The organism is Pseudomonas sp. UTLPPB19802 (genome assembly GCF_059730225.1).
In genome coordinates, this window is sequence record NZ_AP048545.1 from 6,224,507 (window position 1) to 6,244,882 (window position 20,376).

Sequence of the window (20,376 nt, forward strand, 5' to 3'; positions counted from 1 at the left end):
GGTCAACTCGGGTTAAGGGTGTGTTCCAGATCCGCCGTGGACAGCCGCTCGGCGTCCTCCAGCGTTTGGCGGATCGCCGCCGTCAGGTGTTTCTCGATCTGCCAGGGGTCCGTAATGGCGGACAGCTCCGGGGCCAGCCGGGTCGAAAGGCCCAGCAGTTGATCGCGCAGCAAACGACCGTTGCTGTAGGCCGCCAGCTTGATCGCCGCAGCCTCGACCAACTCGCCCTTGACCTTGCGCAGTTCGATCTCGGCCATCTGCGCAAGGTTGTGTTCGCGCAGCGCTCGGGCTTTTTGGAAGTCCGGCTGCCGGCCATCGCTGGGAGTAACTGGCTGCGGCGCAGCCGTGTTTGTCGGCTCGGCGAGGGTCGAGAGTTGGCTGTAAACGTCCCGCTGGAGCCGTTCTTGGTGGTGGCGAGCCGCGACAGCGGCCTTGCTAGGGTCGGCGGTCTCAAGAATGAGTGCCTCGGTCGCCAGTACATCGATCTGTTTGCCATCCGGCGCAATCACCAGGCGGTTGTTGTTTTTCAACCAGGTGATGTAACTCGGCGACCGACCGATTCGCGCCGCGAAGGCGCTCTTTGACAGGTACAAAGAATCTGCCATAAGCCCTCCTTTTCAACGGCTTTTCAATGGATTCCTTTCAATTTCAACGGGTTGAATTTCAGTAAGCTGGCAACCCGTTCGCTAACGCTTTCCCGCGGGTTCCCGGTCCCGTGTCCGGGCCACTTTGGCAGGGTCCCCGGCGCCTTTTTTTGGTGCAAATCTCTGAAAGCCACGGAATACGTGGCCTCCAGCCCATCAGCCCTGCCCGCCATCGACCGGCGGCACATCACAGACGCCCAGGCGCTTCGCCGCCCAGCGTTCGTAGAGCCCGATCGCCACATCGGCGCCGGCCATCGCGGTGATGCACCCGATGCTGCCCGCCGCCAGGATCGAAACCCCGGCGGCGTTCAACAGCATCATGGTCGACAACCCGCAGACAACGCAGGCACCGGAGCGAAGTGCGAGGCGCCGCATCAGCGGCCACCCGCGCATGCCGTCCTTGTCCGCGCGCCATGCCTCCCCCGATACCCCACCGATCATCGCCAGCAAGATCACCATCCAGATCGGCATTTCAATCAACGCTTGCTGCTCGCTCGTCATTCTCCTGCCCCTTAAACGCAAAAACCCGGCGCAATGGCCGGGTTTGGTGTGGAGTGCCTGCCGCATCATGCGGTCGCACCTATCGAAGATGACTACTTTTTACAGGTCGATTCCGGTGGCAGCAACCCCGTTTTAATGCCACCCGGTGAATGTCTGGTGAACGTCCCGGCAATGTCGGTGAATATCTCAGTTCCGGCTTCCAGCGCCTGCGGCGCTGTCCATGCTGCCTAACCTGTTCCTGTCGAAGTAGGACAGCTACAGACGCCTAAATTCGGGGCTCTGCCCCACTGTCCTACCTTATTTATCCTTTTCTCGCGTAAAGAGGAAAATTTTAAAACACGCGTGCGCGCGACTGCGCGTATGCATCTGCGCTGCGCTCATGTGTGCATGACACACAGGAAGGCAGGACAGTAGGACAGGCCAGAAGCAACGCGGCCCGCGCCAGTCCTGCTACGTTGAATTGCAGTGGGACAGGTCGGGCCAGTAGGACAGCAGCAGACGGAGTAAGATCGAGGATCACGCAGCCTCCAGCCCGTGCCATTTCGCCCAGATGAAGAGATGCGCCTCATGCAGGCGATCGTAGTAGGCCTGGCGGCCGCACCCGCAATGGGCATAGCGAAGCCGCATGTCCGCATCGAAGTTGCAGTAGTGCTCGTACACGACTGTCACCAGGTGCTGCGGCATATGCTTGGTCACTATCAGCTCGATATCCAACGGGCCCTCCAGCGGGGCACGGAAAGCCCGGCGCCCTCGGATCAACTGGCCGTTGCTCTCCATCATCATCGCGACCATGTTGCCGCCGGCCAGCCCACCCTTCGTGAACTCGCTGTGCAGATCCTGGGCCCAAGCACGCAGCCAAGCGTCGACCTCCCTAATCAAAGCAAGGCTCCTCGAATCGCTCGACCACCAGTTGCGAATTACGCCCCCAGTCGGCCGGTTTCTTGTAGGCCCACGGCCGGACACCGCTCTTGGGTAGAGCTGCCTGACGGACCTTACGCCACTTGAACCGGTGCATGATCGCACCAACCCGCATCTGTTCTGGCTTGCCCCAATGACCGAAGTCCAGCTTGAGGGCACCCTGCAGGATCTCGCTGCCGGTTGTGGTCTCACCTATTTGAGACTCTTCGAGCCATTTCAAAATCGGCCCTTCCCACTCATCGACCACGAACCGCCCCTCCTGAGCCTCTGCGAACAGCGGAGACTCATCAGGGTTGACCCACCAGATGTCGCCGGACATGTAGCAGTGCATCGCCTCGGCCCATAACTGGTCGCGGTTCTCCCGCAACTGCTCAAGGTTGACCTTTGTGCATGCCACAGGCCAATAACGCCGGTTGCCAGTAGCATCTTTCAGGTATTCGTCTTGGTTGGTCGTACCCACGAAAACACACTGGCGTGGCACGTCCTGCGTTCTGCGGCCGTAGCTCTCGCGGTATGTGTCGGTCGACGCCCCAAAAAACTGCTTGGCCTGGAGTGATTCAGCCTTGTTGAAGCTGTCCAGCTCACCGAGTTCAACGATCCACTTGCCACGGATCGCCTGAAAGCCATCTTTGTCGCCCAGGGTGAACGGGGTATCCATGAACCATTCGCCACCGAGTACCGACATCGCAGTTGATTTACCAGCGCCTTGCGCGCCCTCAAGAATCATCACGCAGTCGGCCTTGCAACCGGGCTTCATGACACGGCCAACAGCCGAGATCATCCAGCGCTTACCAACCTTGGAGCTGTAGTCGTTCAGCTCAACACCCATGATGTCGGTCAACCAGGTGTCCAATCGCTTCACCCGGTCCCACTCCAGCTTATTGAGGTACTCTCGAACAGGGTGGAACATGTGGTCGTGGGCCACAACGCTGACCGCCTCAATCACGCTGCCGGCTTTTACGCGCAGGTTGTACTGCTGCGCGAGCCACCTCATCACAAGCATGTCGTCAATGTCGACCCAGTCGCCGGTACCACCGCCGTACGGGGCTGCCCGCAGCTTCACGATCTTCGAACTGAACGAACTGAAGCCGATCACGCCGGCCCAGCGCTCGTCGTTGCCGAGGATCAGCTCGACGTTCTGCATGTGAGCGATCAGCATGCCGGTCTCGGTCCTGGCCAGTTGGTCCTTCCAGCCACCAGCTGCTGGTGGGCGAACGACCGCCAGCACCTGGCGGCGGACAGCGTCCAATCCCTCGGCGCAGTGCAGATCGTTGAAGTCGGTCCACTTGTCCTCGCGATCGCCAGAGAACACTGGAGGCACGACTTGGCCACCGACAACTGTGGCGGCGTTGTTGGCCTTCTCCTCGCCTGGGTTCCAGGGCTCGCCGTTGGGGCGCTTGGTCTTCCAGTCGTCATCGCGACAAATGATGATTGGGCGGCCTGGCCTGCGCTCACGCATAGCCTTGCAAACAGCCATGAGGTTTCCCGCATCAAAGGCAATGGCGACCGTCAAGGAGGTCGCCATATGCAGGCTCGCGCCGGTCGCATAGCCTTCACACACAAGTATCGGCTCGCCAGGGTTTGGGTCCGGGCCTATAAGGTGGAAAGCCCCCTCCTTCGACATGCCCGCCGGCCAGTAGGACTTATCCCGCCCGGTGCTTTCCTGTTTCTCGGGGTAAATCACCTGCAGGCCGACGATCTGGTCGCGGGCGTTGCACATCGGAACCAGCACCGCCCCCGAACGGGGTGCATAGCGAACACGAAAACCGACGATTTGCTTCCGATCAAGATAAGCACTGCGCCCATTCTCAGGCATACGCTTGAACATACCAGCAGCACGGCTAGCCGCTCGGCGCGCCGCGTTGGCCGCTACCTCAGCCGCCTTGTGCTTGGCCTCCTCCTGACGGGCGCGCAAGACCTCTCGGTCCTCGGCGCTCATCTTGCCGGCCTTGACCTTGATCTTCTGCGTCTCACCCGAGCGCCAGTCACCGAAGCTGCCGAAGATTAGCGTCTCGCCCTTCTCCGTGCGGTGCTCATGCACCACGTACCAGCCGTTCTTTTCCGTGCCCTTGTCAGCACCAGACTTGCAGCGGGTCAGCTTGCCGAACACCAAGGGCAGCTTGGGGTCCAGACCGTAGTCGCTGAACTGGTTCAGAACCTCATCGAGCATGGCGGGCCTCATGCAGTTCGTTGATGCCCTGGCAGGTCACGCAGAAGGTGCAGCCGCGAATAGCAAGGCGACGGGCCTCAGGGATCGGCGCAGAGCAGCGCTCACAGAACAGGAAGGAATGCGCCGCAATGGAAGGCAAGTTTGCAAGACGCGAGGCAAGTGCCTGGTCGAGGCGCTCCTGCACAAGGTCGTTTGCGAAGTCAGCTTCATTAGCCACGGTTCGCCCCCCTTGTCGTCTGGTTCACGTAGGAAGCGCGGTTGTACAGCCCGAGCAGCCCCTGAATACCACGAAACACCTGCAGGCGGATCTGAGCCAGCTCCTGATCGCATACAACACCGTCGCCGATGCTCTTCGCCCATGTGTCGGCCAGATCGGCGACCTGGCGGAAGTAGGCAGCAATGCCGGTGGTCAAGGTCTCCGGCATGTCACCGGTGTAGGTGTCGGAAAGGTCTTGCCACATGGTGTCGCCGACCAACGAATGCACCGCATCGAGGATGCGGCGATCTTTGGTCAGCTCGAGGATCTCACCGAACTCCTGAATGTTCACGGAGTGGCTTGGGTGGGTCGGGGACAGCTTGTGCTGCAGGGTTGTCGCGTTGCGGCCGGTGGTGGCAGCGATAGCGGCGGCGCCACCCGGGTAGTCACGGACGGCATGGTAAAGCGCGAGATCGAGCGGCAGGACTTCCCGCTTGGCTCGATCAACGCTGTGCAGAGCAATACGGCTCATGGCATTAATCCTTGTAAGTTGCCAGTGCCGCGCGACATGTAGTGGTGTTACATTTGCCGCGTGGCTTGAAGAGGCCCAAACGCCGGCCAGATCCGCAAGATCAAAACCGGCACCGTGCCGAGGCAAGCGATCCGTCGCTCACCCCTGGCGCAACAGCTGCCCGATCTGTGGTGGAGAGAGCAGCAACCCAAGGCATCCGTGCCTTGGCATACGCGGTAAAGATCGGCGGCTTTTGCATGTGGTGTGCATGCCGACCTTCATCGCGGCCCGACAACGCTGTGGTGGCGCGAGTCGGGGGAAACTGGGCGACCTTTGGGTCGCCTTTTTTCTAAGCACTACGCTGCAACAGCGCAGAACCCTGGCGCAGGAAACAGGTCAGGCAGATCCGGGCGCAGCTCATGAGGGAGAACCTTGCCCTCGGAAGCACGAGCCACAGCATGAACACGCTCTGTTGGAACCCGGCCTGCCTTCAGCCATTTCCAGACATGGGGCTGCTTCACGTTGCACCGGCGCGCCAGTTCCGACTGGTTGTTGCCGCAGGCCTCAAGGACCCGCAACAGAGCGGCCTGACCCTGAGGAATAGCCTCAGGAGTTGAGCTGCTTTGATCAAGGTGATTTGTAGACATGGACAGACCTCAAACGAGTAACTGACCGGCAGACTATAACCTAAAGTTTAATTCGTCAACAACCCTGGCTGTTGGACATTCTATAACCGTGGTCATAACCTGAGCCCATGAACTACTTAGATAAATCTCAGCTCCCCACGCTCGCTGAACGCCTGAACCACGCGATGTCAGAACGCGCCGTCAGCCAGGAAGCCCTGGCCGCGCTCGCAGGCTGCTCTCAGGCCAGCATCCAGAAAATCAGCTCCGGAAAATCTCAAAAAAGCCGCTTCCTGCCAGCGATTGCCCGCGCACTACAGGTCGACGTGGACTGGCTTGAACTAGGGACTACACCCCAAAACCCAGAAGCAGGCGTAAGTAACTACAGACTACGCCCCAAAGACGGTACTCCCTTCGTCCTGGGCGAGCTTTCGCCCTGGGACGACCTTACCCCCATGGATGACGATGAGGTCGCGTTGCCGCTTTACAAAGAAGTTGAGATAGCCTCAGGGCTGGGCAAGTCGACCGTTCAGATTGACGAAGGCCGCAAGGTGCGCTTCTCCAGCTACACCCTGCGCAAAGCCGGCATAGACCCAACGAATGCAGCCTGCGCCACGAACACAGGCAACTCGAACCACCCGCTCATCCTGGATCGAGCAACCCTAGGTATAGACAAAGGGATGACCAAGATCCTTGACGGCCAGGTCTACGCCCTCGACCACGACGGCCTGTTGAGGATCAAGTTCCTCTACCGCATTCCCGGTGGACTCCGCCTTCGGAGTTACAACCGCGAGGAGTATGCAGACGAGGACTACACCTTCGAGCAGGTAATGGAGAACCGCATCCAAATCATCGGCAGAGTCTTCTGGTGGTCAACGCTGAACCCGATAAACTCGTCGCTCATCACCTAATTAACACCTAGGTTATTGCTACAAATTAAAACCTAGGTTATTTTTGCCTCACTCTTCCACCACAGAGCGAGGCAACACCATGCACACCACCGCAATACTCCACATCCATCCAGCCGCATCCTCGGCCACAAATCGCCGGCCAGTAAACCCCAACAGCGACTGCAGCACCGTTGCAACCCTGCATGCCCATCCTGCGATTTACGGGATTGAACGCATCTTCGAGATTCGCCGCTTGGCGCGCGAATCCGGCTGCACCTTCATCGCCAGCAAACACAAACGCCTGACCCGCTCGGCGCCTGCTCCGTTCGATCCCAACGACGGAGGCCGTGCAGCATGAAGTTCAAACTGAACAACCGCACGCTGTCCCTGCTGAAAGCCCAGTCGTGCCTGACCGAGACCTTCACTCACACGCTCAGGTCTGAGCCGAAACGCCAGGTGGTATCGTTCCGCCTCGCCGTTGAACACAACGAGGCCAACACCACTTTCGGCGTCATGCTCGGCAGCGAACACCACACGCTGACCCTGCCCAACAGCCCGAAGATGCACCTCAAGCTGGCCGACTTCATTGAAGAGATCGTCAACGGGCCGGCCGAGACTGTCACGCCGGCCGAGCTGCCCCACGCGGAACGCGAATACGGCAACTTTGAGATCGAACACAAGCAACAGGTGTTCGAACTGATCAGCCGCGGCGGATCGGCGAGCCTCGACCTCGGCTTCGCACTGCCGATCAACGTCGCCGTACACCGCAACCAGACCCGTACCGGCGTCACGACGATCATGAGCATCGGCAACTCGCGCCCCCGCACCAAGTGCTTCACCGTGTGCGGTAGCGACATCGAGATATACAAACGCCTGATCCAATCCCTCGACCACCTCGCAGCAGCCGCTACGCCGGCCGCGCACGCGGCATAAGGGGGACGACATGGACCGCGACCTCCAGAAAACCGCCAGGTACTTCGGCACCACCCGCCCAAAGCTCATGGCGCTAATGCGCGAGAAAGGCCTGCTGAACGAGGAAAACTTACCTGCCTTCCCCGTCCGCGACCGCGAGTACCTGCGCGTCAAGGACAGCAGCTGGTACCACGAAACCTTTGGTATGCAGTACAGCCAGTCCACCCGGGTGCGGCAAGCCGGCATCCCATGGCTGGCCAAGCAGCTTGGCCTCGACCTTCCTGCCGTCCCGGCAGATCGCCGTGACGTGGCCTAGGGAGTACGCCCGCCAGATCGTAGCCCTTCCGACACGCGAGCAGCGCAACGCCGCACTGCTCGACGTGCCGGAACATCTGCGCGAGCTGACCAAAAAGCACTGCCTCCTCTACTGGAACCACCCAAAAAGGAAGAAGGACCATGGACCACAACCTGATTGACCAACAGATTTTGGCGCTACTGCGCACTCCCGTTGAGCAACGCACCGTCGAGAACCTGGCTGCAGCCCTGCATAGCATTGCCACAGCAGCCTCGCTTGTTGAAGCGCCGATCACCACCCCTGATACCGACCTTCAGCGCCTGATCAACTTGCACCGCGAGCAGGTCAAGCTCAGTTACTACAGCGAACTGCTGCTGCCAGTACTCGGATATTGGTCCTACGACGTTTCTATCAACTCGGCCATGACCGATTACGGTAACAGCGCAACCCTCTTCGTCGTCCTTCGCCCTACAGCCTACTCATCAGCATCGGCAGACGAACTCCCCACGCTTTACGGTAGCGGAGAGACAGCCCAGGCCGCATTGCTGGACCTGCACCCCATCGCCAAGCGAGAACAGGCCGCATGAAGGAATCCAACCAATCCCCACTGCGGCTCATGCCTGCGCCGGAGGCAGCCACCGTCGAGCTGCTCTACCGCACCTTCGGCGACGTGCTGATCCCGCTGGAAAAGCTGCGCGTGCAGTACTTCCGCAACCTGAACGAGCAGACCTTCGCCGCCGAGATCCAGAACGGCCGTATTCAGCTGCCCGTTACCACCCTGGACAACAGCCGCAAGGCACCGAAGTTCGTGCACATCAAACATGTTGCCGCACTGATCGACATCCGCGCCTACAAGGCCGACGAAGACCAGGCACAACAGAGAACCGAAGCACCCGAGCAAGACCAGTAACCCGACGGCTGACACCACCAGCCAAAACCACCAGGAGTACACCACATGACTACCATGCAGATCTGCGCACTGATCATCGCCATCCTGTTCATCGGCTTGACCTACTGGGGCGGCTACCGAGGCGGCCTGTCCGACGGTCGTGCCGAGGGCATCGAGGAAGGCAAGGCCATTCAGAGTTCGGACGACCACGGAACACTGATGGACTTGCAGTTGCTGCTCGATCAGGCCCGGGAGAACCACAACAAGCTGTACACCCACTACAAAAGGGCCTTGGCCGCGTCGAAGCTAGGTGAACCAGCCCGTCAAACTCTCCTGGATATTGCCGAAAAGCTGCGAATTGCGGCCGAAACATTCAGCGCATTCCGTACCGGCAAAAAGCTCGAACGTGACTCGCTAGCTCTCCGCGACCAAGCACTGGCCATGGCGGTGCTACTAGGCCCACTTGCATCAGAACCGGTCTTGGCCGAAGCAGACAGCTCAGTCATCCAGCCCTCAGGGAAATTGATAGTAGAGCGCGCACCTACCGAAAAAATGTGTCGCAAAGATTCTCAAAAGGCACAACAGTTCTTCCGAAACGCCACCTCGGAATTCGATCCCCAAAACCCAAAAGCATCCGGCGGTGACGTATGAGCCGATCCATTCCGATGCTTCGTTTGACACCACAAGCCGCCGGCCAACTGCAACAGCAGCACGATAAGGCCACCACCGAGCTGGCCGCGTTGCAGCGCCACAACAAGGAATTCGACCGCCAGCTCAGCGAGCTGATCGGCCCCGATGCCCTGCGCCGACTGCACAAAGCCACCGGCAACGCCCTGCTGCTGGTCGACCTGAAGAAGGAGGCCGCGTGATGCCCTCGATCCTCACCCACACCGGCAAGAGCTTTGACGTCCTCGCGCCCCAGGTCGACATGATCGATCCGCGTGACATTAGCCATGCCCTCGCTCACCTGTGCCGTTGGAACGGCCACACCCGTGTGTTCTACAGCGTGGCCCAGCACAGTTGCATGGTCGCTGACCTGGTGCCGCCGGAGTTCAAGCTCGCGGCACTGCTCCACGACGCCACCGAGGCCTACATCGGCGACATGCCGCGCCCGATCAAGCGTGCAATGCCCGAGTACCAGCGCATGGAGCATCGGCTGTGGTTGCGCATCTGCCAGCGCTTCGACCTCCCGCTTGCCGTGACCACTTTCCTGCCCGATCCAATTAAACACGCCGACCAGGTAGCACTGGCAACGGAACACCGCGACCTGCTGCCACCGGACACGGCCATTAGCGATGCCTTGAGCAACATCGAGCCCCTGGCCGAGCGGATCCGCCCGTGGTCGGCCACCGAAGCCCGGCTCACGTTTCACCAGCGCCTGATGGATCAACTCGCTATCGAACACCGGAGGAAAGCGGCATGACGCACGCACAGGACACCACACAAGCCCAGGCCGCTTTGCTCCGCAACGACAGCGGGATCACCACGCCTGTAACAGACTGCGGCTGCGAAGCAGCCAGCATTATTGCCCCTCTCAGCGCCACCACCGAGGGTCTTGTACCCCACGAAAAGCTGCGCGAGGCAGCCATACCCGAAGCATCGCTGATAGCTCTGAATCGCCCGCCCGCGCAGCTTGCCAAGGGGTATACGTACCCTACGTCAACTGCAGGAAGCCGTGCGGGTGGCCCTCGCTACTGGCCTGCCGACCTGACAAACGTCCACCCAGATGAATGGGCCCAGATGTCGCCCAAGCACGTAGCTGAGTTCGCCGGCATGACCGAGGTCTGGTTGCTGCTCGAGGCCGCTCAGAAGCATATCGCTCAGTTGCAGGTCGACAAGCAAAACCTTCAGGCCGACAACCGCCTGATGAGCAGAAACGCCCTGCGCTACCAGGTGCTGCGTCAAGCCGACATCGACACCATCCACAATGGAGGGCTGTTCGCGGGCCTCACACCAGAAAACGTCGTAATCAATGGCCACGACCTCGACGAGCGCTGCGATGCAGTTATTGCTGAACTCTCAGCACTGCTTTCAGCAATCAAGACGGTGACGCCATGACTACTGGAACTATGTTTGCCCCCAAAGACGAGGCTAGTTTTATCTACCGGGATAAGTACCGCTGCCAAGGCACCGTGCTTAGTACGAACCCTGAAGGCTTCGCGATCCTCAAGTGCACCAGCGGCTATGCCAAAGGCAGGACAATAGCCGTCAACTTCCCAGCCCTCAGGAAGATTGAGCCTGAACCCGTGCCTGTGCCTGTGCCTGTGCCTGTGCCTGTGCCTGTGCCTGAACACTCTCCCGCCAGCATCAACAGCCCACGGCAGAGCGACATCTTCGCCGGCGGCGCCAAGCGCCTGCAGATGACCGAGAGCATCGAGCTCACGATCCAGTCCCTGCAGGCCTACGGCGCCGACCATGAGCATTGGGGTGTTGCCTGGTCGGGCGGAAAAGACAGCAGCGCCACACTGACATTGATCACCTACCTGATCGATACAGGCAAGATTCAGAAGCCGAAGACGCTCACCGTCTTCTACGCCGAAACCCGGCAGGAGCTGCTGCCACTTGCCAACGCGGCCGCCAAGATTATGGACGAGCTACAGGAACGCGGTATCCAAGTCGAAGTCGTCACAGCACCGATGGACAAACGTTTCATGGTCTACATCCTGGGGCGCGGCGTCCCGCCACCGAACAACAATACGCTGCGCTGGTGTACCCGCCAGATCAAGATCGACCCGATGATAGCTGCAGTTGAAAAGCGTATCGCCGAGCTGGATGGCAACTTCCTGATGATCACGGGCGTCCGCCAAGGCGAGAGCGCGATTCGCGACAAGCGCATCGAAATGTCTTGCAGCAAGGACGGCGCCGAATGTGGCCAGGGCTGGTACCAGAAGGTGCTGCCCGAGGCGAAAGGCATCAAGGGCCGGATCGCAACCCTGGCACCGCTGCTGCACTGGCGCGTCTGCCACGTCTGGGAATGGCTCAAGCACTGGGCTCCCCTAGCGGAATTCGGCGACTGGTCAACAGCCACAATCGCCGATGCATATGGCGGGGACGAGGCCGAGGAAATCAACGCCAGGACGGGCTGCACTGGCTGCCCTCTGGCCAGTGAGGACAAGGCGCTCGACACGATCCTGCTTAACCCAGCCTGGGCGTACATGGCGCCCCTTAAGCGCATCAGGGTCCTCTGGCGAGAGCTGCGCGAACCTCAGCACAGGCTGCGCAAGGCCGGGGCCGAGTTGCTGAAAGACGGCAGCATTGCCTCAAACCCCCAGCGTATGGGTCCCATCCTGCTGGAGTCCCGCTTGATGGCGCTGGAGCGCGTACTGGCCATTCAGACCGAGATCAACGAATCAGCCAAGCGCCTCGGCCGCCCCCTTGTCGACATGATCAACCCCGAGGAAGAGATCCGGATCCGCGAGCTGATCGCCGCAGAGACTTGGCCCCAGGGCTGGGACGGTGACGAGCCAATCGCGACCACCCCGCTCGACAAGGTGTTTTCCGACGGCGCCGTGCAACCCTTGTTGTTTGGCTGATTACCCGCCAGCAATCGCACAACAGCACAAACCATTAAAAGCCACCGACCACAGCCGGTGGCACGGAGAGAAACATGGCAGCAGCGGAAAAGCTGGCCGACGAATCAGGTCACGACAAGGTGACCGAAAAGCGAATGGCCGAATTGCTGGGCACCACCCCAAAAGCCCTGCAGAGGAAACGAGAACGCAACATCATCCCGGCCGGAGTCTGGTCGAAGATCGATGGGCGAATTATGTACAGCAAATGGAGATATGACGAATGGCTCGAGAGCCAATGGACCTCCCAGCCGGCGTCGAATTCGTCGGCAAGTCGATCAGGATCAGGTTCTCATGGAACAAGAGGCGCTGTTGCGAAACGCTCCCCTTCCCGCAGACTGCAAAAGGAATCGCAGCAGCCGAGGCTCTACGTTCTCAAGTGAAACAACTTGCCCGCCTGGGCGCACTCACGCCAGAACGTTACGTTGAACTGTTCCCGGGGACACGAAGCGCCCCGGACAGCACCGTACCCATTTTCTTCGACTATGCCCAGGAGTGGCTGGACGGCCTGCAGATCGAAGACAGCACCCGGAAGAACTACCGGAGCGCGATGCAGAAGTACTGGGTTCCTCCCCTTGCTCATCTGCCCATGGACAAGATTGCACCTATGTTGATGCGCAAAGTGGTCAACGGCATAACCTGGCCGTCGGCCAGTCGAAGGAAGACGGCTGTTCGGTTGGTCACCAGCCTATTCAATCAAGCAGTAAACGATGAGCTGATCGACAAGAACCCAGCCAGGACGATACCAACCAACAAAGTGCCAAAGCGCGAGATCGATCCCTTCACACGCGCCGAGGCTGACCTGGTGATCGCAAAACTCTACGAAATGACAAGTGGCATACAGACCATTTACGCATGCTTTTTTGAGTTCTCGTTCTACTCGGGGATGCGGCCGGGCGAGGCCATAGCCCTGCAGTGGAACGAGATTGATGCGCGCAACCGTACCGCGAAAGTACGCCGTATCCGGATCTACGGAAAGATCAAGGAGCGGACGAAAACGAAAGTGATCAGGGAAGTTTTATTGAACGATCGCGCCTGGGAGGCACTCGAACGTGCCAGACCTCTTACAGCGGCGCGCTCTGATTATGTTTTCGCGCCGGAAGGAACGGGCGAAAGATCAGAGCTGTACGTCCGATCCGAGACGGGTCCGAAGCGCTACTGGTTGGCAGCACTAAAGGAGCTGGGGATAAGACGTCGCAGGATGTATGACACCCGGCACACCTATGCAACCATGTGCCTGATGGCTGGAATGAACCCTGCGTTCATTGCGTCACAGCTGGGGCACAGTGTACAGGTGCTGCTCTCGACCTATGCCAAGTGGATCAACACGTCCGGGGACAGGGCGGAGCTTGAGAAGCTGGAAATGCCTGAAAGTGGTACAAAATTGGTACTAACTGAACGGCGGTAGCGCTCGGGCCCAGTAAATATAAGGGCCTTAGCAAAATGTGCGGAATTGCTGGCGAGTTACGTTTCGATCGACACCCTGCGGACCTGTCCGCCCTTGAGCGGATCACCCATCACATGGCTCCCCGTGGCCCTGATGCCTGGGGTTTCCATAGCCAGGGGCCGATTGCCCTCGGTCACCGTCGACTGAAAATCATGGACCTGTCGGATGCCTCGGCGCAGCCGATGATCGACCCCGACCTGGGCCTGTCCCTGGCCTTCAACGGCGCGGTCTACAACTTCCCGGAACTGCGCCGGGAGCTGGAACAACTGGGTTATGCCTTCTACTCCGGTGGCGACACCGAGGTGCTGCTCAAGGGCTATCACGCCTGGGGCGAGGCGCTGCTGCCTAGACTCAACGGCATGTTCGCGCTGGCGATCTGGGAGCGTGATGCCCAGCGCCTGTTCATCGCTCGCGACCGTCTCGGGGTCAAGCCTCTGTACCTGTCACGCACCGACCAGCGCCTGCGCTTCGCTTCGAGCCTGCCCGCACTGCTGCAGGGCGGCGACATCAACCCGCTGCTGGACCCGGTCGCCCTCAACCACTACCTGAACTTCCATGCCGTGGTGCCCGCACCGCGCACCCTGCTGGCCGGTGTCGAAAAGCTGCCACCGGCCACCTGGATGCGTATCGACGCCAATGGCAACAGTGAGCAGCGGACCTGGTGGTCGCTGAACTATGGCCCACAGGCCGATGAACTCGACCTGGGCCTGGAAGACTGGCGCGACCGGGTGCTTGCCAGCACCCGTGAGGCCGTGGCAATTCGCCAGCGGGCGGCCGTGGATGTCGGCGTGCTGCTGTCCGGTGGCGTCGACTCGAGCCTGCTGGTCGGGCTGCTGCGCGAAGCCGGGGTGGAACAGCTGTCGACCTTCTCCATCGGCTTCCAGGATGCCGGCGGCGAGCGCGGCGACGAGTTCCAGTACTCGGACCTGATCGCCCGTCACTACGACACCCGTCACCATCAATTGCGCATCGACGAACGGGAAATCATCGAACAGTTGCCGGCGGCGTTCCGGGCAATGAGCGAGCCGATGGTCAGCCATGACTGTATCGCTTTCTACCTGCTGTCGCGCGAGGTGGCCAAGCATTGCAAGGTGGTGCAGAGCGGCCAGGGCGCCGACGAACTGTTCGCCGGCTACCACTGGTACCCGCAGGTCGACGGTGCCGCCGATCCCTGGGCGGCCTACCGCGATGCGTTTTTCGACCGCAGCTACGACGACTACGCCGCCACCGTGCAACCTGCCTGGCTGGTCGCGCAGGATGCTGCCGGCGACTTCGTCCGTGACCACTTCGACCGCCCTGGCGCCAATGCTGCAGTCGACAAGGCGCTGCACCTGGACAGTACGGTGATGCTGGTGGACGACCCGGTCAAGCGCGTCGACAACATGACCATGGCCTGGGGCCTGGAGGCCCGCACGCCATTTCTCGACTACCGGCTGGTGGAACTCTCGGCGCGCATACCGGCGCGATTCAAGCTGCCGGACGGCGGCAAGCAGGTGCTCAAGGAAGCCGCCCGACTGGTCATTCCCAGCGAAGTCATCGACCGCAAGAAGGGCTACTTCCCGGTGCCCGGCCTAAAGCACCTGGAGGGCAACACGCTGGAATGGGTCCGCGAACTGCTGCTCGACCCAAGCCAGGATCGCGGCCTGTTCAACCCGGCGATGCTCGATCGCCTGCTGACCGATCCACAAGGACAACTCACCCCGCTGCGCGGCTCCAAGCTGTGGCAATTGGCAGCCCTGAACCTGTGGCTCAGCGAACAAGGAATCTGACTTGATGAAAGCTCACGCCACCACCTACAGCCAACGCCTGCTGCGCGGCCAGCCGCCGTCCTACGAGCGCCTGCAGGCGCGCCTGGCCGAGGACGGCAGCGAGCCGGCGCCGGAACCGGTGGCCGTGCACTGCGGCTGGGGTCGACTGCTGATCGGCCACACCTTCGCCGACCCGGCCGTGCTGGCCGGTGAACTGCTCAACGAACGCGACGGCGAGCGCGACATCGCCCTGTATGTCGCCGCTCCCCAACAGGTGCTGGCCCAGGCCCCGCAACAACTGTTCCTCGACCCTTCGGACACCCTGCGCCTGTGGTTCAGCGACTATCGCCCGGCCACCCGGGTATTTCGCGGTTTTCGCATCCGCCGGGCACAAAGTGCCGAGGACTGGAAGGCGATCAACCAACTGTATGTAGGCCGCGGCATGCTGCCCGTAGACGAGGATCGGCTGACCCCGCGACACCAAGGCGGGCCGGTCTACTGGCTGGCTGAGGACGAGGACAGCGGTGCGCTCATCGGCAGTGTCATGGGCCTCAACCACCACAAGGCCTTTCATGACCCGGAACACGGTTGCAGCCTGTGGTGCCTGGCGGTCGACCCGCAATGCAGTCGACCGGGCGTCGGCGAGGTACTGGTCCGTCATCTGGTCGAACACTTCATGAGCCGCGGCCTGAACCACCTCGACCTGTCGGTGCTGCATGACAACCGCCAGGCCAAGAGCCTGTACGCCAAGCTCGGTTTTCGCACCCTCAGCACCTTTGCGATCAAGCGCAAGAACGGCATCAACCAACCGCTATTCCTTGGCCCTGGACCGGAGGCCGGGTTCAACCCCTATGCCCGGATCCTGGTGGAAGAGGCCCATCGGCGCGGGATCGACGTACAGGTCGACGATGCCGCCGCCGGGATGTTCACCCTCAGCCACGGCGGCCGCCGGGTACGCTGCCGTGAATCGCTGACCGACCTGACCAGTGCCATCAGCATGAGCCTGTGCCAGGACAAGAGCCTGACCCATCGAGTGCTCCAGGAGGCCGGTCTGAACGTGCCCGAGCAGCAATTGGCGGGCAGTGCCGAAGCCAACCTGGCCTTTCTGCGCGCCCACGAGCGCATCGTCGTCAAGCCCCTCGATGGCGAACAGGGACATGGCGTGGCAGTCGACCTGCGCACCCCCGAGGAAGTCGAAGAGGCCATCAAGGCGGCCCGCGTCTTCGACAGCCGGGTGTTGCTGGAAAGCTTCCACGAAGGCCTCGACCTGCGCATCGTGGTAATCGGCTTCAAGGTGGTTGCCGCCGCCCTGCGCCACCCGGCCCAGGTGATCGGCGACGGCCAACACAGCATCGGCGCGTTGATCGAGGCACAGAGCCGCCGACGCCAGGCCGCCACGGGTGGGGAAAGCCGGATTCCCCTCGATGCTGAAACCCAGCGCACCTTGCACGCCGCCGGCCATGACTACAACACCGTGCTGGCCCGCGGTGAACAGCTGGCAGTGCGGCGCACCGCCAACCTGCACACCGGCGGCTGCCTCGAAGACGTCACCGATATCCTTCACCCGGCCCTGGTCGAGGCGGCCATCCAGGCAGCGCGGGCCCTGGATATCCCGGTGGTCGGACTGGACCTGATGGTTCCTGCAGCGGACCAGCCGGAACATGTATTCATCGAGGCCAATGAGCGCTGCGGGCTGGCCAACCACGAACCACAGCCAACGGCGGAGCGCTTCATCGACCTGCTGTTTCCCCATAGCCAGCCGGTGCAATAACCGCCGCGGCTGATTCAAGCCTCTGTGGGAGCCTGCTCCCACAAGGGTTTCCTCGCTCAAAGGAGTAGCCATGACAAACTCCCTTCCCACACCCGACCTCGACTACCTGCAACGGGTGCTGCTGGAAATGCTCGCCATTCCCAGCCCGACCGGCTTCACCGACACCATCGTGCGCTATGTCGCCGAACGTCTCGAAGAGCTCGGCATTCCCTTCGAGCTGACCCGCCGCGGCACCATCCGCGCCACCCTCAAGGGCCGCCAGAGCAGCCCCGACCGCGCTGTCTCGGCGCACCTGGACACCATCGGGGCTGCCGTGCGGGCGATCAAGGATAATGGTCGACTGAGCCTGGCACCGGTCGGCTGCTGGTCCAGCCGATTTGCCGAGGGCAGCCGGGTCAGCCTATTCACCGATACCGGGGTGATCCGTGGCAGTGTGCTGCCGCTGATGGCTTCCGGGCACGCCTTCAATACCGCGGTGGATGAGCTGCCGGTGAGCTGGGATCACGTCGAAGTGCGCCTGGATGCCTATTGCGCGACCCGTGCCGATTGCGACTCACTGGGCATCGGCATCGGTGACTTCGTCGCCTTCGATCCGCTGCCGGAGTTCACCGAAAGCGGTCACATCAGCGCCCGTCACCTGGACGACAAGGCCGGCGTGGCAGCCCTGCTCGCGGCGCTCAAGGCCATCGTCGAAAGCGGTGCGCAGCCCCTGATCGACTGCCACCCGCTGTTCACCATTACCGAGGAAATCGGCAGCGGCGCGGCTGCGGCCTTGCCCTGGGACGTCAGTGAGTTCGTCGGGATCGACATCGCCCCGGTCGCCCCCGGCCAACACTCGAACGAACACTCGGTCAGCGTTGCCATGCAGGACTCCGGTGGTCCCTACGACTATCACCTCTCACGCCACTTGCTGAGCCTGGCAGCAGCCAATGAACTGCCGGTACGCCGCGACCTGTTCCGCTACTACTTCAGTGATGCCCATTCGGCGGCCACCGCCGGACATGACAGCCGCATGGCGTTGCTGGCATTCGGCTGCGATGCCACCCATGGTTACGAACGCACGCATATCGACAGCCTGGCCGCCTTGAGCCGCCTATTAGGCGCCTACCTGCTCAGCCCCCCGGTGTTCGCCAGCGATGCGCAACCGGCAAGCGGCTCTCTCGACCGCTTCAGCCGGCAACTGGAGCACGAGACCCAGATGGAAAGCGACACACGGGTCCCCACCGTGGACAGCCTGATCGGCCAGCGCAATCCCCCAGACTGAGAGTTGGGGTGGCAGGCCCACCAGGCAGCCATCGATCTCCGGCTATTCGCCGATTGGCGGTAGCCGGGATCGGCTCGGCGCAGTAGCATCACGCCGATTACCGACGAGAGCCTTTCATGCTGATTCCCCACGACCAACTCGAACCCGATACTTTGACCCGGCTGATCGAGGATTTCGTCAGCCGCGACGGCACCGACAACGGCGATGACACCCCCCAGGAAACACGCGTACTCAGGGTCAGGCAGGCATTGAGCAAGGGCCAGGCAGTGATCTTCTTCGATCTGGAAAGCCAGCAGTGCCAGCTGGTGCCCAGGCACGCGGTGCCCAAGGAGTTCTTCGATTGAGGCTGCGCCCCTAGACCACGGGATCACGAACGGTCTCGACCTTCGTCAGGATTCGGCGATAGATTTCCGCCCGATGGACATTCACATTCTTTGGCGCCTCCACGCCAAACCGCACGTGATTGCCATTCACGGCCAGAATCCGCACGGTGATGTTGTCGCCGATTGAAATTCTCTCGCCCACGACACGACTCAATACAAGCATGGCACTCATCCTCAGGGGTTTATGAGTGCCCAAGACTGCCCGGCCCAATCGGCCCCTTCAATGCAGCGGCGGCAAATCAGCCTGCCCTTACCGACACGGCCGATTCGCCCTACAGAATCAGATTTCATACCGCGCCCCATCAGACCTTTCACCACCGCCTGACCGGACGCGCGGCACGCTATTGCGCAGGCTGGCGGGCCTTGGCCCGCATCTTGTTGGCCATTACGGTCATTTCGTCATAGAGCAACTGCGGGTTCTTCTGCTTCATCGCCCAGGCCATGCGCCCCTGTTCATGGGGCAGAATCAGGAACTCGCCCTGTGCGACCCGCTCATGGATGTAGTCGGCAATGTCGCTGGCGGTAATCGGCGAACTCTCCAGCAGCTTGCCGACCTGGGCTTTCATTGCCGGGGTCGGTCCACGAAAGGAATCCAGCAGGTTGGTCTGGAAGAAGGAAGGACAGACCACGTGAACCCCGATTTCCTCCTGTGCCAGTTCAACCAGCAGGCTCTCGGACAACGCCACCACCCCTGCCTTGGCAACGTTGTAGTTGCTCATCGCCGGCCCCTGCATCAGGGCGGCCATGGAGGCGATATTGATGATCTTGCCCTTGCTCTGCTCGAGCAACGGCAGGAAGGCCTTGCAGCCCTTGACCACCCCCATCAGGTTGATCGCGATCTGCCATTCCCAATCTTCCAGGGACAGTTCGCTGAAGAAGCCGCCCGAGGCCACGCCGGCGTTGTTGACGATCACATCGATGCCGCCGAACTTGACCTCACAGGCCTGGGCCAGGGCCGTCAACTGGCTGTAGTCACGCACATCGCAACGCTGGGTGAACCCGTCGCCACCGGCTTCGCGCACCAGCGCCAGGGTTTCTTGCAGGCCGGCTTCGCTGACATCGGACAAGGCCAGGCGCCAGCCCTCCCGCGCCCAACGCAGGGCGATTTCGCGACCCAGACCGGAGCCCGCGCCAGTGATCATGATGCGATTTTGCATAGGAGAATGCCTTGTGCGTTCGGAAGAAGTGAGCCGCAGTGTAGCGAAGGAAGATCAGCCACCCATGCACCATCAGATTGCTGAATGCTCAAGGCAAAGTTGCAGCCGAGGGCGAGTGTCGGAGTTATCGTGCCCGTGTTTGAAAGGCCGGAAAGCCAGAAGGAAATTTCTTGATAAAAAACTGAATTTTCTGCGCAGCCGCCCAGTCGGAGATTTTAAGCGGTTCGTTATTTGAATGATGAATCGAACTGTGTACTGACGGGGCAACCAATAAGGAAAACACCATGGGTACTATTCTGATTGTCATCCTGATTCTACTGCTGATCGGCGGCCTGCCAGTCTTCCCGCACTCCAGAAGTTGGGGTTACGGTCCCTCGGGCGTCATTGGTACGGTACTGGTCATTCTGCTGATTCTGGTATTGCTCGGCAGGATATGACGCAAGTTCGCGAGACTGACTTCAAGTTCTATCCGGCAACGAAAAACGCCC

The 20,376-nt window shown here is 61.0% G+C and carries 27 protein-coding genes; 18 read left to right on the forward strand and 9 right to left on the reverse strand.

Features of this window, described 5'->3' with window-relative positions; genetic code table 11:
• Positions 1–2: 2 nt before the first annotated feature.
• From AC6I6U_RS26960 to AC6I6U_RS26990, 7 genes are all read right to left on the reverse strand, one after another.
• Positions 3–605, reverse strand: a complete 603-nt coding sequence (locus AC6I6U_RS26960; RefSeq protein ID WP_497879027.1) for a terminase small subunit — start codon at positions 603–605, stop codon at positions 3–5.
• 195 nt (positions 606–800) lie between these two features.
• A complete protein-coding gene (locus tag AC6I6U_RS26965; RefSeq protein WP_497879028.1) occupies positions 801–1,145 on the reverse strand; it encodes a phage holin family protein in 345 nt (114 codons plus the stop codon).
• A gap of 516 nt (positions 1,146–1,661) precedes the next feature.
• Positions 1,662–2,024 carry a PA0613 family protein gene (locus tag AC6I6U_RS26970; protein WP_497879029.1) on the reverse strand — a complete coding sequence of 121 codons (363 nt, stop codon included), beginning with the start codon at positions 2,022–2,024 and terminating at the stop codon, positions 1,662–1,664.
• A complete protein-coding gene (locus tag AC6I6U_RS26975; protein WP_497879030.1) occupies positions 2,017–4,233 on the reverse strand; it encodes a VapE domain-containing protein in 2,217 nt (738 codons plus the stop codon). Before AC6I6U_RS26975 ends, AC6I6U_RS26970 begins: the two co-directional genes overlap by 8 nt.
• Entirely contained in the window at positions 4,223–4,450 is a 228-nt protein-coding gene (locus AC6I6U_RS26980; RefSeq protein ID WP_497879031.1) for a TraR/DksA C4-type zinc finger protein, read from the reverse strand. Before AC6I6U_RS26980 ends, AC6I6U_RS26975 begins: the two co-directional genes overlap by 11 nt.
• Positions 4,443–4,961 (reverse strand): phage regulatory CII family protein, encoded by a 519-nt coding sequence (locus AC6I6U_RS26985; protein ID WP_497879032.1) that lies wholly within the window; start codon positions 4,959–4,961, stop codon positions 4,443–4,445. Before AC6I6U_RS26985 ends, AC6I6U_RS26980 begins: the two co-directional genes overlap by 8 nt.
• Positions 4,962–5,296: 335 nt before the next feature.
• Positions 5,297–5,587, reverse strand: coding sequence for a transcriptional regulator (locus AC6I6U_RS26990; RefSeq protein ID WP_497879033.1), 291 nt, complete (start codon positions 5,585–5,587; stop codon positions 5,297–5,299).
• 107 nt (positions 5,588–5,694) lie between these two features.
• Between AC6I6U_RS26990 and AC6I6U_RS26995 the strand changes: the two genes are divergently transcribed.
• From AC6I6U_RS26995 to AC6I6U_RS27075, 17 genes are all read left to right on the forward strand, one after another.
• Entirely contained in the window at positions 5,695–6,474 is a 780-nt protein-coding gene (locus tag AC6I6U_RS26995) for an XRE family transcriptional regulator (RefSeq protein ID WP_497879034.1), read from the forward strand.
• A gap of 79 nt (positions 6,475–6,553) precedes the next feature.
• Entirely contained in the window at positions 6,554–6,811 is a 258-nt protein-coding gene (locus tag AC6I6U_RS27000) for a hypothetical protein (protein WP_497879035.1), read from the forward strand.
• A complete protein-coding gene (locus AC6I6U_RS27005; protein ID WP_497879036.1) occupies positions 6,808–7,386 on the forward strand; it encodes a hypothetical protein in 579 nt (192 codons plus the stop codon). The genes AC6I6U_RS27000 and AC6I6U_RS27005 overlap by 4 nt, the downstream gene beginning before the upstream one ends.
• Before the next feature lie 10 nt (positions 7,387–7,396).
• Positions 7,397–7,681, forward strand: a complete 285-nt coding sequence (locus tag AC6I6U_RS27010; protein ID WP_497879037.1) for a phage antirepressor KilAC domain-containing protein — start codon at positions 7,397–7,399, stop codon at positions 7,679–7,681.
• A gap of 140 nt (positions 7,682–7,821) precedes the next feature.
• Positions 7,822–8,247: a hypothetical protein gene (locus tag AC6I6U_RS27015; RefSeq protein ID WP_497879038.1), complete on the forward strand. Its 426-nt coding sequence runs from the start codon at positions 7,822–7,824 to the stop codon at positions 8,245–8,247.
• A complete protein-coding gene (locus AC6I6U_RS27020; protein ID WP_017127891.1) occupies positions 8,244–8,570 on the forward strand; it encodes a pyocin activator PrtN family protein in 327 nt (108 codons plus the stop codon). The genes AC6I6U_RS27015 and AC6I6U_RS27020 overlap by 4 nt, the downstream gene beginning before the upstream one ends.
• Positions 8,571–8,615: 45 nt before the next feature.
• Positions 8,616–9,200 carry a hypothetical protein gene (locus AC6I6U_RS27025; RefSeq protein ID WP_497879039.1) on the forward strand — a complete coding sequence of 195 codons (585 nt, stop codon included), beginning with the start codon at positions 8,616–8,618 and terminating at the stop codon, positions 9,198–9,200.
• Between the two features lie 14 nt (positions 9,201–9,214).
• Positions 9,215–9,418: a hypothetical protein gene (locus AC6I6U_RS27030; protein ID WP_497879040.1), complete on the forward strand. Its 204-nt coding sequence runs from the start codon at positions 9,215–9,217 to the stop codon at positions 9,416–9,418.
• Positions 9,418–9,972: a phosphohydrolase gene (locus AC6I6U_RS27035; RefSeq protein WP_497879041.1), complete on the forward strand. Its 555-nt coding sequence runs from the start codon at positions 9,418–9,420 to the stop codon at positions 9,970–9,972. Before AC6I6U_RS27030 ends, AC6I6U_RS27035 begins: the two co-directional genes overlap by 1 nt.
• Positions 9,969–10,607 (forward strand): hypothetical protein, encoded by a 639-nt coding sequence (locus AC6I6U_RS27040; protein WP_497879042.1) that lies wholly within the window; start codon positions 9,969–9,971, stop codon positions 10,605–10,607. The genes AC6I6U_RS27035 and AC6I6U_RS27040 overlap by 4 nt, the downstream gene beginning before the upstream one ends.
• Positions 10,604–12,082: a phosphoadenosine phosphosulfate reductase domain-containing protein gene (locus tag AC6I6U_RS27045; protein ID WP_497879043.1), complete on the forward strand. Its 1,479-nt coding sequence runs from the start codon at positions 10,604–10,606 to the stop codon at positions 12,080–12,082. The genes AC6I6U_RS27040 and AC6I6U_RS27045 overlap by 4 nt, the downstream gene beginning before the upstream one ends.
• Positions 12,083–12,156: 74 nt before the next feature.
• On the forward strand, positions 12,157–12,501 hold the full coding sequence (locus AC6I6U_RS27050) for a hypothetical protein (protein ID WP_497879044.1): 345 nt from the start codon (positions 12,157–12,159) through the stop codon (positions 12,499–12,501).
• A complete protein-coding gene (locus AC6I6U_RS27055; RefSeq protein ID WP_497883113.1) occupies positions 12,402–13,526 on the forward strand; it encodes a tyrosine-type recombinase/integrase in 1,125 nt (374 codons plus the stop codon). Before AC6I6U_RS27050 ends, AC6I6U_RS27055 begins: the two co-directional genes overlap by 100 nt.
• A gap of 35 nt (positions 13,527–13,561) precedes the next feature.
• Positions 13,562–15,334, forward strand: a complete 1,773-nt coding sequence (locus AC6I6U_RS27060; RefSeq protein ID WP_497879045.1) for an N-acetylglutaminylglutamine amidotransferase — start codon at positions 13,562–13,564, stop codon at positions 15,332–15,334.
• 4 nt (positions 15,335–15,338) lie between these two features.
• Entirely contained in the window at positions 15,339–17,084 is a 1,746-nt protein-coding gene (gene ngg / locus AC6I6U_RS27065; protein WP_497879046.1) for an N-acetylglutaminylglutamine synthetase, read from the forward strand.
• Between the two features lie 70 nt (positions 17,085–17,154).
• Positions 17,155–18,348: an osmoprotectant NAGGN system M42 family peptidase gene (locus tag AC6I6U_RS27070; RefSeq protein ID WP_497879047.1), complete on the forward strand. Its 1,194-nt coding sequence runs from the start codon at positions 17,155–17,157 to the stop codon at positions 18,346–18,348.
• Between the two features lie 116 nt (positions 18,349–18,464).
• The gene (locus AC6I6U_RS27075; protein ID WP_497879048.1) at positions 18,465–18,692 is read left to right on the forward strand and encodes a YheU family protein; all 228 of its coding nucleotides are present in this window, start codon (positions 18,465–18,467) and stop codon (positions 18,690–18,692) included.
• Between the two features lie 10 nt (positions 18,693–18,702).
• On the opposite strand, the gene csrA is transcribed toward AC6I6U_RS27075, so the two are convergent.
• Positions 18,703–18,894 (reverse strand): carbon storage regulator CsrA, encoded by a 192-nt coding sequence (csrA, locus tag AC6I6U_RS27080; protein WP_497879049.1) that lies wholly within the window; start codon positions 18,892–18,894, stop codon positions 18,703–18,705.
• Between the two features lie 178 nt (positions 18,895–19,072).
• Positions 19,073–19,888, reverse strand: a complete 816-nt coding sequence (locus AC6I6U_RS27085; protein ID WP_497879050.1) for an SDR family oxidoreductase — start codon at positions 19,886–19,888, stop codon at positions 19,073–19,075.
• A gap of 284 nt (positions 19,889–20,172) precedes the next feature.
• Here AC6I6U_RS27085 and AC6I6U_RS27090 point away from each other — a divergent pair, with 284 nt between their 5' ends.
• Complete coding sequence (locus AC6I6U_RS27090; RefSeq protein WP_186677347.1) at positions 20,173–20,325, forward strand: DUF3309 family protein; 153 nt, start codon at positions 20,173–20,175, stop codon at positions 20,323–20,325.
• Positions 20,326–20,376 lie beyond the last annotated feature (51 nt).

Bases quoted from the DNA above. Each gene is read 5' to 3' on its own strand.
- AC6I6U_RS27070 (WP_497879047.1), top strand. From the start codon at position 17,155: ATGACAAACTCCCTTCCCACACCCGACCTCGACTACCTGCAACGGGTG.
- AC6I6U_RS26985 (WP_497879032.1), bottom strand. From the start codon at position 4,961: ATGAGCCGTATTGCTCTGCACAGCGTTGATCGAGCCAAGCGGGAAGTC.
- AC6I6U_RS27015 (WP_497879038.1), top strand. From the start codon at position 7,822: ATGGACCACAACCTGATTGACCAACAGATTTTGGCGCTACTGCGCACT.
- AC6I6U_RS26960 (WP_497879027.1), bottom strand. From the start codon at position 605: ATGGCAGATTCTTTGTACCTGTCAAAGAGCGCCTTCGCGGCGCGAATC.
- AC6I6U_RS26990 (WP_497879033.1), bottom strand. From the start codon at position 5,587: ATGTCTACAAATCACCTTGATCAAAGCAGCTCAACTCCTGAGGCTATT.
- AC6I6U_RS27000 (WP_497879035.1), top strand. From the start codon at position 6,554: ATGCACACCACCGCAATACTCCACATCCATCCAGCCGCATCCTCGGCC.
- AC6I6U_RS27060 (WP_497879045.1), top strand. From the start codon at position 13,562: ATGTGCGGAATTGCTGGCGAGTTACGTTTCGATCGACACCCTGCGGAC.
- AC6I6U_RS26975 (WP_497879030.1), bottom strand. From the start codon at position 4,233: ATGCTCGATGAGGTTCTGAACCAGTTCAGCGACTACGGTCTGGACCCC.
- AC6I6U_RS26965 (WP_497879028.1), bottom strand. From the start codon at position 1,145: ATGACGAGCGAGCAGCAAGCGTTGATTGAAATGCCGATCTGGATGGTG.
- AC6I6U_RS27020 (WP_017127891.1), top strand. From the start codon at position 8,244: ATGAAGGAATCCAACCAATCCCCACTGCGGCTCATGCCTGCGCCGGAG.
- ngg (WP_497879046.1), top strand. From the start codon at position 15,339: ATGAAAGCTCACGCCACCACCTACAGCCAACGCCTGCTGCGCGGCCAG.
- AC6I6U_RS27005 (WP_497879036.1), top strand. From the start codon at position 6,808: ATGAAGTTCAAACTGAACAACCGCACGCTGTCCCTGCTGAAAGCCCAG.
- csrA (WP_497879049.1), bottom strand. From the start codon at position 18,894: ATGCTTGTATTGAGTCGTGTCGTGGGCGAGAGAATTTCAATCGGCGAC.
- AC6I6U_RS27090 (WP_186677347.1), top strand. From the start codon at position 20,173: ATGGGTACTATTCTGATTGTCATCCTGATTCTACTGCTGATCGGCGGC.
- AC6I6U_RS27010 (WP_497879037.1), top strand. From the start codon at position 7,397: ATGGACCGCGACCTCCAGAAAACCGCCAGGTACTTCGGCACCACCCGC.
- AC6I6U_RS27075 (WP_497879048.1), top strand. From the start codon at position 18,465: ATGCTGATTCCCCACGACCAACTCGAACCCGATACTTTGACCCGGCTG.
- AC6I6U_RS27035 (WP_497879041.1), top strand. From the start codon at position 9,418: ATGCCCTCGATCCTCACCCACACCGGCAAGAGCTTTGACGTCCTCGCG.
- AC6I6U_RS26995 (WP_497879034.1), top strand. From the start codon at position 5,695: ATGAACTACTTAGATAAATCTCAGCTCCCCACGCTCGCTGAACGCCTG.
- AC6I6U_RS27085 (WP_497879050.1), bottom strand. From the start codon at position 19,888: ATGCAAAATCGCATCATGATCACTGGCGCGGGCTCCGGTCTGGGTCGC.
- AC6I6U_RS27025 (WP_497879039.1), top strand. From the start codon at position 8,616: ATGACTACCATGCAGATCTGCGCACTGATCATCGCCATCCTGTTCATC.
- AC6I6U_RS27045 (WP_497879043.1), top strand. From the start codon at position 10,604: ATGACTACTGGAACTATGTTTGCCCCCAAAGACGAGGCTAGTTTTATC.
- AC6I6U_RS27040 (WP_497879042.1), top strand. From the start codon at position 9,969: ATGACGCACGCACAGGACACCACACAAGCCCAGGCCGCTTTGCTCCGC.
- AC6I6U_RS27030 (WP_497879040.1), top strand. From the start codon at position 9,215: ATGCTTCGTTTGACACCACAAGCCGCCGGCCAACTGCAACAGCAGCAC.
- AC6I6U_RS27050 (WP_497879044.1), top strand. From the start codon at position 12,157: ATGGCAGCAGCGGAAAAGCTGGCCGACGAATCAGGTCACGACAAGGTG.